The sequence below is a fragment of the Thermodesulfovibrionales bacterium genome (assembly GCA_035686305.1).
Classification (GTDB): Bacteria; Nitrospirota; Thermodesulfovibrionia; order Thermodesulfovibrionales; family UBA9159; genus DASRZP01.
In genome coordinates this window covers 1-8,705 of the sequence record DASRZP010000098.1, presented here as the reverse complement: position 1 = coordinate 8,705, position 8,705 = coordinate 1, and the positions used below count along the sequence as shown (strand labels likewise).

The window sequence follows — 8,705 nt, the reverse complement described above, 5'->3', positions numbered from 1 at the left end:
GTCTCTCACCGCTTCATCCACCGGGAGGAGCATTTTCGACTTGATCTGGATGAGCGTTGCTGCCATGAGGAGAAACTCCCCGGCGATGTCGAGGTCAAGTTCCTTCATGATCTCGATATACTCGAGATACTGGTGGGTAATGAGGGCTATGGGGATGTCGTAGATATCGATCTTGTTCTCCCTGATAAGGTGGAGGAGGAGATCAAGGGGACCTTCAAAGACAGGAAGTTTTATGCTGTAGACTTCTTCCATGGCAAATTGCTTTTGCTATGATAAACCATGGACTTCGCAAAAGTCATCAACAGAAAGTGGCTTTCTGGAAAAAAGAAACATCAGAAGCTTTTTTGCCAAATTTGCTATTTTGGGGTATCCCGTTTCTTGTGGTTCTCAGACCAAAGTTTCGACAACTTTTTTGAAGAGGAAACACAGCGCACGATCGTTTCAAAATCCTACAAAAAATGTGCCCTCATTGAAAATTCACACTTTTATTAAACTTTTTTGAATTCTTATGGTAGTATTTTATCATGTTGGGCAATGTTCCATCATTCTTTGGTAATGGATAATAACTGATGGATAAGGAACTTCTTTTCATCACCGTAATCGGCCAGGACAAGAAGGGGATTGTTGCCAAAATCTCGGGCTTCCTGTACGAGTGCAACATCAATATCGAAGACATCAGCCAGGGGATCATGGAGGGCCACTTCGTCATGACGATGCTGGTCGACATACACGAGACGAACCGTGACTTGGAAACCATCAACGCCTCCCTCCAGAAGATAGCGGATGATATCGGGATGAAGATTCAGATTCAGCACCAGAACGTGTTCAAAATGATGCACAGGATCTAGGTCATGAGATTCGACCTTGAAGAAGTTTTTGAAACTGCAAACATGACCCTCCATCAAAATCTCGATATCCGTACAACGACACTGGGGATTAATCTTAAAGACTGCATCGATTCGGATTTCCCTGCGTTTGAAGAGAAGGTCTACCGCAAGATCAACGGTTATGCACGGTCTCTGATGGGGCAGGCGCACCAGTTAGAGATCAAATACGGCATTCCCATCGTCAATAAGAGGATCGCGGTCACACCGGTCAGCCTGCTCATGGAGACCCACTGTACTCCCGAAAAGTACGTACGCATGGCGCAGACGCTCGACCGTGCCTCCGGTGATGCCGGCATTGATTTTATCGGTGGTTTCGGCGCGTTAGTGCAAAAGGGGCTCACACGGGCCGATTCGATGCTCGTTGCAGAATTGCCGGAGGTGCTGGCGCTCACACAGCGGGTGTGCGCTTTCCTTAACGTTGGTTCCACACACGCCGGCCTGAACCTTGATGCCATAAACCTCCTTGGGTCTATGCTCAAGGAAACCGCGCTCCGCACTCGGGACGGTATCGGGTGCGCCAAGTTCGTGGCCTTCGTGAACGCACCGGAGGACAACCCATTCATGGCCGGCGCTTACCATGGGGTTGGAGAGCCGGATGTTACGCTGAATATCGGGATCAGCGGCCCAGGAGTGGTACGGAGTGTGGTCGAGAAAAACCCCGATTGCGATCTAACCCAGTTGTCCGAGGTCATCAAGCGTACGGTGTTCAAAATCACCCGGGCAGGAGAACTGATCGGTCGCGAACTGGCGCAGAAGCTTGACATCCCCTTCGGCATCGTTGATATCTCCCTGGCATCCACGACAACGCACGGAGACTCCGTAGCCAACGTGGTAGAAGCGTTTGGCATTGAACACATAGGTGCGCACGGCTCTACGTTAGCTATAGCCCTCTTGATGGATGCGGTGAAGAAAGGGGCCGCTATGGCTAGCGGCAACATCGGAGGTCTGAGCGGCACATTCATCCCTGTGAGTGAGGACGCCGGCATGATTGAAGCAGTCAAGCGAGGTGCATTGAGCCTGGAGAAACTGGAGGCCCTGACAGCGGTTTGTTCTGTCGGGATGGACATGTTTGCGATTCCTGGTGACATCCCTGAAGAGACAATTGCCGCCATCATCGCCGATGAACTGGCGATTGGTATCGTCAACAACAAGACTACCGCCGTGCGCCTGATACCCGTGCCCGGCAAGAAGGCTGGTGATTTGTTGGAGTTCGGCGGGTTATTGGGCACTGCACCCGTTATGAGCGTGAACCCCTATTCGGCAAGGAATTTCATGCGGCGCGGCGGTCGGCTGCCATCGACAGTTACAAGCTTGAGAAACTGAGGAACTGCGCTTGCCGCAGAACGCCTTTCCAAACTGACAGTGAGAATCCAATAGGAAAGAGATTGCTTCTCCAACGCTTTCTTTGTCTCCCTGGGACTGTCGGCCTTCGAGAGTCATGACACAAACACGTTCAAATCTGGTCTTAATCGGAATGCCGGGCGCAGGCAAGAGCACCGTCGGCGTCATTCTGGCGAAGCAGACATCACGTGACTTCGTGGATACGGATCTGCTCATTCAGACATCACAAAAACGCACATTGCAGGATATTGTCGACAGAGATGGATACGCTATTCTCCAGAAAATAGAGGAAGACGTTTTGCTTGGGATTTCCGTTCAAAAACACGTCATTGCCACGGGCGGCAGTGCCGTTTACAGCGATCGTGCCATGGCACACCTCAAGTCAGGCGGGCTTGTCATCTTTCTCGATGTGGACTTGCCCACACTGGAATCACGGGTTCATGACTACCGCACGAGAGGTCTCGCAAAAAGGCCGGACCAGGATTTTGCCGACCTGTTCTACGAACGCTACGCTCTGTACAAGAAGTATGCGGACATAACGATCGAATGCGATGGCCTCACTCAAGAGGAAGTCTGTGCAAAAATCATTGATAAGGCGAGAGAGAAAAGCTAACCGGAGCCGCAACTACTTCAGGACCGACGATTCCATGAAATCGTTGCTCCTTTCGAATGCCTGATCTCTTCCCAAGGCCTCACCGAGAAGTTCAAACCGTTCTCTCAATTGACACCGTGCAGCCACCGTGCTATTGTACGTGTATACCGGTTTGTCACGGCGGACCAGGATCCCATGAATTACAGCATCGCAGAAGAAATAGCCCACAGCATCATACATGGGATCGGGGCGGTCTTGGCCTTCGTGGGGCTGGGAATCCTTGTTGAGCATGCAACCGTTTTCGGAGGCGTTCGTCATGTCGTGAGTTGTGGCATCTATGGCGCTACGCTCATACTCCTCTTTACCTCATCCACCCTCTACCACAGCATTCAAAACCGGCAGGCAAAGAGCGTTCTCAGGGTACTGGATCATTCATCAATCTATCTTCTCATCGCGGGTTCCTATACGCCCTTCACCCTGATCAATCTGCAGGGGGTCTGGGGCTGGTCTCTCTTCGGTTTTGTCTGGGTCCTTGCAATGGTCGGTATCGTGCTTCAACTCACCCCTCTGAGACATCTCTCCTACGTGAGACTCATCCTTTACCTGACGATGGGATGGGCGGCGGTTGTTGCAATCAAACAATTGGCAGCCTCTATTCCCGCCAAGGCCCTATCACTCCTTGTGGCAGGTGGAGTTGTCTACACCGCAGGTGTCGTCTTCTATCTGTGGAAAAGGCTGCCATATCACCATGCAATCTGGCATGTGTTTGTGCTCTCTGCGAGCATCTTGCAGTTCTTTGCAGTGCTCTTGTCAATGAAGTCTTCCGGTGCGTAATCGCGGAGAGGCGCATCGAGTAAGGCAAGTAATTCAAGGTCTGCACCGAGTCCTCACTGTGAAGAAATCCGAAACGCCATCAGGAATATTATCGGAACAAAACATGTTATCCGAAGTTTTTTTCAGGGCCTGCTTAATAGAACCATACTGTCGTTGTTTCTGGATGTACCATGACGTGCATCTTCCCCATGCCTCGGCGAGGTGCTCGGGCCTGTTGACTCCACCGACGAACAAACGTGGTTCAAGAATCTGCAACAGTGAAGATTTTCAAAAGAAAGTAACAACAAGCTAAGCCGCTTGGCGGCTTGTGCGCCTGGTTGGAACTCTCTTGCTGCTTCGGCATAGCTTAATAAGTTGTTTGAATCGGCAACGTACTTGCCCTCCCGTACTTGCCCTATCATATCCTATTAACTTATTTGTCTTCGAGAGACTTCATATCGATAAACGGCACGGCACCCGAGGTAATTTTGGGCATGTGTCCATCCCATTTTTCAATCGCCTTGATAGAGGCCTCGATTTTTCTCAGTTGTATCAATTGGGGAGTAACATTCTCTTTCTGTAACCGCAGTGACTCGGCTTCTGCCTTTGCGCTAGCAATCTTCTGGTCAGCCTCGATCTTGATCCTCTCAAGGTCGCGCTGGGCCTTGAAGGCAAGCTGTTCCGCAGTCTGTTTCGCCTCGATGGCGGCCTCGAACTGCTGTGAAAATCTGAAGTTCACGATAGAAAAATCGTCCACTATGATGTCATAGGTAATCAGACGCTGCCTGAGCAGGTCTTTTATCTCATTACGCACCTTCTCGCGCTGCGTGATCAGTTCTACCGCTGTGTAGCGCGCGGTTATAGCCTTCACGACTTCCTGAACTGCGGGGTCCACTATGCGGTCCTTAAATTCAGTGCCAATGTTCTGATATATCTTGTTAACCTTATCAGGAGATGCGTGATAATTGACAGCAACAACCGATTTTGTATCCTGAAGATCCTTTGAAACAGATTCTGCGTCGGTCTGGGACTTCTGAATACGCACATCTACCAAGGCTATTTTCTGCATCACCGGGACACGTAAATGCAAACCTTCGCCGAGCACATCCTGTTGCACGGCCCCGAAATTCAGCACGACGCCACGCTCTCCCGCTCCGACTAAAACAAATGGGTTCAGTCCCCTGACCGCAATCCAGAGAATGATAAGCGCCGCAATGGATATGACAATCTTTTTTCCGTTGCCGCCAAACTTCTTTGCTTTTTCCGTCAATGCATCGACATTGATCTCTTTCATTGTTCCCCCCTCGGTTATGTTCTTAATTTATCTTTTCGTCCAACGTCCATGCTCAGGGGCGCGGGGCAACCACGCTAAAACTGAAAACGAAAAGCGGCTAATCCCGCGTCGCCTGGAGCAGATTGTTAAAAGCTGAGTTGTTCTTGTCTTCATTCTTGCTTGCCTTTATCTCTGTTCAGTTGCCTTTCTCTGAATTATCGTCTTCCCATTCTGGTCTGATTTCTTTGTCTTTGTTTTGCCACTTTTCGCTAATGATAATGATTGCGGTAAATATCAATGACCCAAGGAATAGATAAAGACCGTCGTCGGATGGCATGAAGAAGGACAGGATTGGGAAGACCATTAGAGACACAACAAGTCTTTCCTGCCAAAGTATTAATTTTGTCTTTCTTTCGATCAAGTAAAGGGTGGGGATCACGATGATATAGACCATTGCCAGACCAAGTAGCTGTTTCACGGGACCGAACAAGGCAATGATTGAGATTGTAATTAGGATTGCGATTGAAGATTTATGCCATGCTTTCAGTTTCTTCATGTCGTCACCCGACGATAAAGCTGATTAGTTTTTAATTTCATTATTACTTTTAACGCCCAAGCTCAGCGGCAGGCCGGCTAGGGAGGACGAGGCACCTCCTATGAGCGTAATCGCCGGCCTGTCTGCTGCAGCGCCTTGTTCGGCCTGGAATCTTGCATGTCCCCCTTGCGCCTTCTCGAAATCCACCGCTTCTCGACGGGCGACTTTGCAGCTTAAATCTGTGAAACAACGGGGAACCTCTGCAGCAGCCAGTCGAACACGGCCGCATGGACCAGCGAGGTGGTGCCGCACTGGCAGTGCTCGCCGCCACCCGAAGGCCGATCAAAGATGCGAGTGGTGACGCTGCGCGCGTTGACCAGCGACTTTTCGAAGTCCTCTACTTGGTGGAAGGGAATGAAGTGGTCTTCCGTGCCAGCCAGAATCAAAACGTCCTGCCGGATGCGATCGGCAATGGGAGCGAGCTTGAAATGCGAGAACGCCTCTAGGGTATCGTCGGGGGTCGTGGTTCCCATGGTCCAAAGCGCGTTGTGGTAGGCCCAGGACACGCCTGCATTTTTCAGCGCGAGGGGATTCTGCTGCACGGCCCCGAAGGTCCGCGCTGCAGCCTCATGAAGATCGAAGCACACGTCGTACGCCACCACGCCGTCGATGCGTGCTTCGAAGGCAGCGGCGCGCGGTGCAAGATAGCCGCCCATGCTCATCCCAAAAAGTACAATCTTCGACGGCTTGTTATGGGTGCGCAGGAATTCATCCAGCACCGCGGCAGTCGGTTTCTCCCACTCCGGGGTAAATTTCAAGCCGTACTTGCGCAGCGGCTCACCCTGGCCGGGCCCTTCGTAGAGCAACACGGAATAGCCACGCTCAAGCGCTGCCTTGCCGATCACGGGATACTTCTCCTCGAGGATCGAGTCGTACCCTCCGATGGCTACGATCAGTGGCTTTTGCTCGGATCCTGCCGGGCCTGGCAGATACAGCGCGCGCAACCGTCCGTTGTCGTATCGCGCTGAGAAGGACTCGTAGCGAACGCCTAATGCCTCCAGACCTTGCAAGAACCAGCGGACTGCCTTGTCGAGCGATGCCGGGCGCCTGGGATCATCGGGCGGCAACAGGAACTCGGCCAAGCGCTGGTAGGTAGACGCGCGCATGTAGGCGCCACCCTTGCTGAGCGTATCCTGGGTACGTGCGGCCAATGCCTCCACGCGATCGGCAGTCGCTGCCCATGCGGTGTACCAGCTCTCCAGATCGCCTTCAGGAATCTGCTTCGTCGTCTCCAGCATCTCGCCAAGATCGGCACATTGGGAGAAGGCGTAGCCCGCGTTCCGAAGAGTTTCGAAGTGGAATGTCTGGTCGGTGAAGAAACGGCCTCTTGGGCTGAACGCTTGCACGGGACTCCCTTCTAGACGTGAGCTTGCTTCTGCCATACATCACCTCCTCCAGCGGAATGCTGTGTCGCCGAACGCCGCCGTGAGGGGCGCATCTTTCAGCGACCCTCTCGACGGCATGGTTGGAGTCATTGTGTTTGACTTGGCCCCGCCTAATGTTGTTCCCATTTACTATTGTATGGGCGCAGATCGCATCGGCATCCTGGCTTAAATATAAGAGTCCGCGCCAGCTCAGGCGCATATATCTTTCCTTCGCGCGTCCGACATTCGCTGAATTTGCAATCCAATGCGTGATACCGGAGTCCCTCGATAGACTTCATGCGATAGGCGTCCTCTGCTCGATTAATTGCCTGTGCTCTGTAAAAGTAGGAAGCATACACTATAAAAAAGAGTTCGGCCAGCGCAGACGCATACTCGTAGAATATGACCGCGAGCTCTGTCTCTGGTGTTTGTCTTACCATAAAACAGCGCTCCATATTGATAGTTGACTCTATGATTTTCTTCGCTTCTGGATTAGCACAAAGGAGTGCGGCTGTCTCTAATGTTTTTCTTTTCCCCTTCATGTTGAATTGCTTACAGATGGCGTATAGTCGGTCCCTTCCAAGGGAAGCCGCTGCCAAGTGGAATGGGATGTCGCTTCCTGTGACAGCCAATCCGAGTTGAAGGAGCCTTTCGTAATGTGGCAATAATCTATGACCCGCATCTAGGCTTCTCACATAATCGGAGTATCGTATCTCCTGAAAGTAAACATCCATCAGTTCGGGTGTGAACTTCTTGCTCAGTTTAAAAAGTAGGGTCTTGTCCTTTGCGTGATGATCTAAAATGAGCGTTGTATCTATCTCATATTCGGCGAGACAGGAGCCTTCTCCTCGTACCATAGCGTCCACTTCTCGAATTTTTACACTCTCAGACATAAATAGTAAACGGAGGCTTTCTTTCGGATCCCGAGAACTTCTAAAATCAAAAAAACCTTGAATCCTGCGTGCGAGATCGATAGGAGCATTATATAACGTAATTGGACAATATGCTGCCGGGTTCAGTCGTATGTCGCCGTTAGAAAGGGGTTCTATGCTTTCATAAGTTTGCATATAGTCGTATCAACGCGCAGGTGAGACATCATGAGTCTTGCAGTCTCTTTAATCTCGCTTTAGTGCGATGGCATTCTTTACATCTGCAATGACGACCGCCCTGTGTAGAGCCGTGAGTGCGGTCTGTCGGGAAGTCGTCTAGCTGTTTCCACTTGCGACATGTAGAGCAGACTTTCCCTTTGACTCCGTTTTTGATTACTATTGCCATATTATGCCTTTCATTTCGCGACCAACGTATGTCTCACTGCCGCGATGTAGCCGCGTCCTGGTGCAGGCAATGGTTAGAGCCTACCAGTAATTATAGACCACTTGTCTTTGTGATCTAGCAAATTGGATTGGACGATGGAGCAATGTAAAGAATCAGGATTTCTGGGTCTCACTCCGCCATGAGAGTCGAGCCAGCTCGTGTAATTTGCGATTATTATGTCTTGAACTTGGAAGGCTAATTGGGGACACATCCTCTATTTCCCTTTTCCTTTCTTCGGTCTTCCCGGCGACCTTAGAATAAACCTCTTCTGAAGTTTCTTCTCCATAGTTTCTATGAACGTTCTTAGACCATACGGCCTGCCAGTTTTCGTTGAATATCTGATTCCCTGCACCACTTCTTCTGAAAGTCTCGTACACAGCATTTCTCGATAATCTCTTCTCTGCCCCTCCTCAAAGAGTTCTTCTCCCAATATCTCGTCCCTTTTGCCTGTTATATGCGCCCTTGCACTTGACAACGGATAATCCTCCGCCCTCTTTACCATCTTTGCCCGTACCGGATTCTGCTC

10 protein-coding genes are annotated in these 8,705 nt (G+C 50.8%); 4 read left to right on the top strand and 6 right to left on the bottom strand.

Features of this window, described 5'->3' with window-relative positions:
- On the bottom strand, positions 1 to 252 hold a 252-nt coding region (locus tag VFG09_11300; protein ID HET6515736.1), incomplete at its 3' end, for a segregation/condensation protein A.
- A gap of 317 nt (positions 253 to 569) precedes the next feature.
- Here VFG09_11300 and VFG09_11295 point away from each other — a divergent pair.
- The 4 genes from VFG09_11295 to VFG09_11280 all read left to right on the top strand — a co-directional run bounded on the left by VFG09_11295 (position 570) and on the right by VFG09_11280 (position 3,654).
- On the top strand, positions 570 to 848 hold the full coding sequence (locus tag VFG09_11295; GenBank protein HET6515735.1) for an ACT domain-containing protein: 279 nt from the start codon (positions 570 to 572) through the stop codon (positions 846 to 848).
- Positions 849 to 851: 3 nt separating this feature from the next.
- Positions 852 to 2,210 carry a PFL family protein gene (locus tag VFG09_11290; protein HET6515734.1) on the top strand — a complete coding sequence of 453 codons (1,359 nt, stop codon included), beginning with the start codon at positions 852 to 854 and terminating at the stop codon, positions 2,208 to 2,210.
- A 115-nt stretch (positions 2,211 to 2,325) separates the two neighbouring features.
- Positions 2,326 to 2,841 (top strand): shikimate kinase, encoded by a 516-nt coding sequence (locus VFG09_11285; protein ID HET6515733.1) that lies wholly within the window; start codon positions 2,326 to 2,328, stop codon positions 2,839 to 2,841.
- A 174-nt stretch (positions 2,842 to 3,015) separates the two neighbouring features.
- Entirely contained in the window at positions 3,016 to 3,654 is a 639-nt protein-coding gene (locus tag VFG09_11280) for a hemolysin III family protein (protein ID HET6515732.1), read from the top strand.
- 412 nt (positions 3,655 to 4,066) lie between these two features.
- On the opposite strand, the gene VFG09_11275 is transcribed toward VFG09_11280, so the two are convergent.
- The 5 genes from VFG09_11275 to VFG09_11255 form a co-directional block, all read right to left on the bottom strand.
- The gene (locus tag VFG09_11275; protein HET6515731.1) at positions 4,067 to 4,927 is read right to left on the bottom strand and encodes a prohibitin family protein; all 861 of its coding nucleotides are present in this window, start codon (positions 4,925 to 4,927) and stop codon (positions 4,067 to 4,069) included.
- A 175-nt stretch (positions 4,928 to 5,102) separates the two neighbouring features.
- On the bottom strand, positions 5,103 to 5,462 hold the full coding sequence (locus VFG09_11270; protein ID HET6515730.1) for a hypothetical protein: 360 nt from the start codon (positions 5,460 to 5,462) through the stop codon (positions 5,103 to 5,105).
- 212 nt (positions 5,463 to 5,674) lie between these two features.
- A complete protein-coding gene (locus VFG09_11265; GenBank protein HET6515729.1) occupies positions 5,675 to 6,883 on the bottom strand; it encodes an alpha/beta fold hydrolase in 1,209 nt (402 codons plus the stop codon).
- A gap of 113 nt (positions 6,884 to 6,996) precedes the next feature.
- The gene (locus VFG09_11260) at positions 6,997 to 7,722 is read right to left on the bottom strand and encodes a hypothetical protein (protein ID HET6515728.1); all 726 of its coding nucleotides are present in this window, start codon (positions 7,720 to 7,722) and stop codon (positions 6,997 to 6,999) included.
- A 671-nt stretch (positions 7,723 to 8,393) separates the two neighbouring features.
- The coding region (locus tag VFG09_11255; protein ID HET6515727.1) for a hypothetical protein at positions 8,394 to 8,705 on the bottom strand (312 nt) is incomplete at its 5' end.

Coding starts and splice junctions, on each gene's coding strand:
- VFG09_11295 (HET6515735.1), top strand. CDS start 570: ATGGATAAGGAACTTCTTTTCATCACCGTAATCGGCCAGGACAAGAAG.
- VFG09_11290 (HET6515734.1), top strand. CDS start 852: ATGAGATTCGACCTTGAAGAAGTTTTTGAAACTGCAAACATGACCCTC.
- VFG09_11285 (HET6515733.1), top strand. CDS start 2,326: ATGACACAAACACGTTCAAATCTGGTCTTAATCGGAATGCCGGGCGCA.
- VFG09_11280 (HET6515732.1), top strand. CDS start 3,016: ATGAATTACAGCATCGCAGAAGAAATAGCCCACAGCATCATACATGGG.
- VFG09_11275 (HET6515731.1), bottom strand. CDS start 4,927: ATGAAAGAGATCAATGTCGATGCATTGACGGAAAAAGCAAAGAAGTTT.
- VFG09_11270 (HET6515730.1), bottom strand. CDS start 5,462: ATGAAGAAACTGAAAGCATGGCATAAATCTTCAATCGCAATCCTAATT.
- VFG09_11265 (HET6515729.1), bottom strand. CDS start 6,883: ATGGCAGAAGCAAGCTCACGTCTAGAAGGGAGTCCCGTGCAAGCGTTC.
- VFG09_11260 (HET6515728.1), bottom strand. CDS start 7,722: ATGGTACGAGGAGAAGGCTCCTGTCTCGCCGAATATGAGATAGATACA.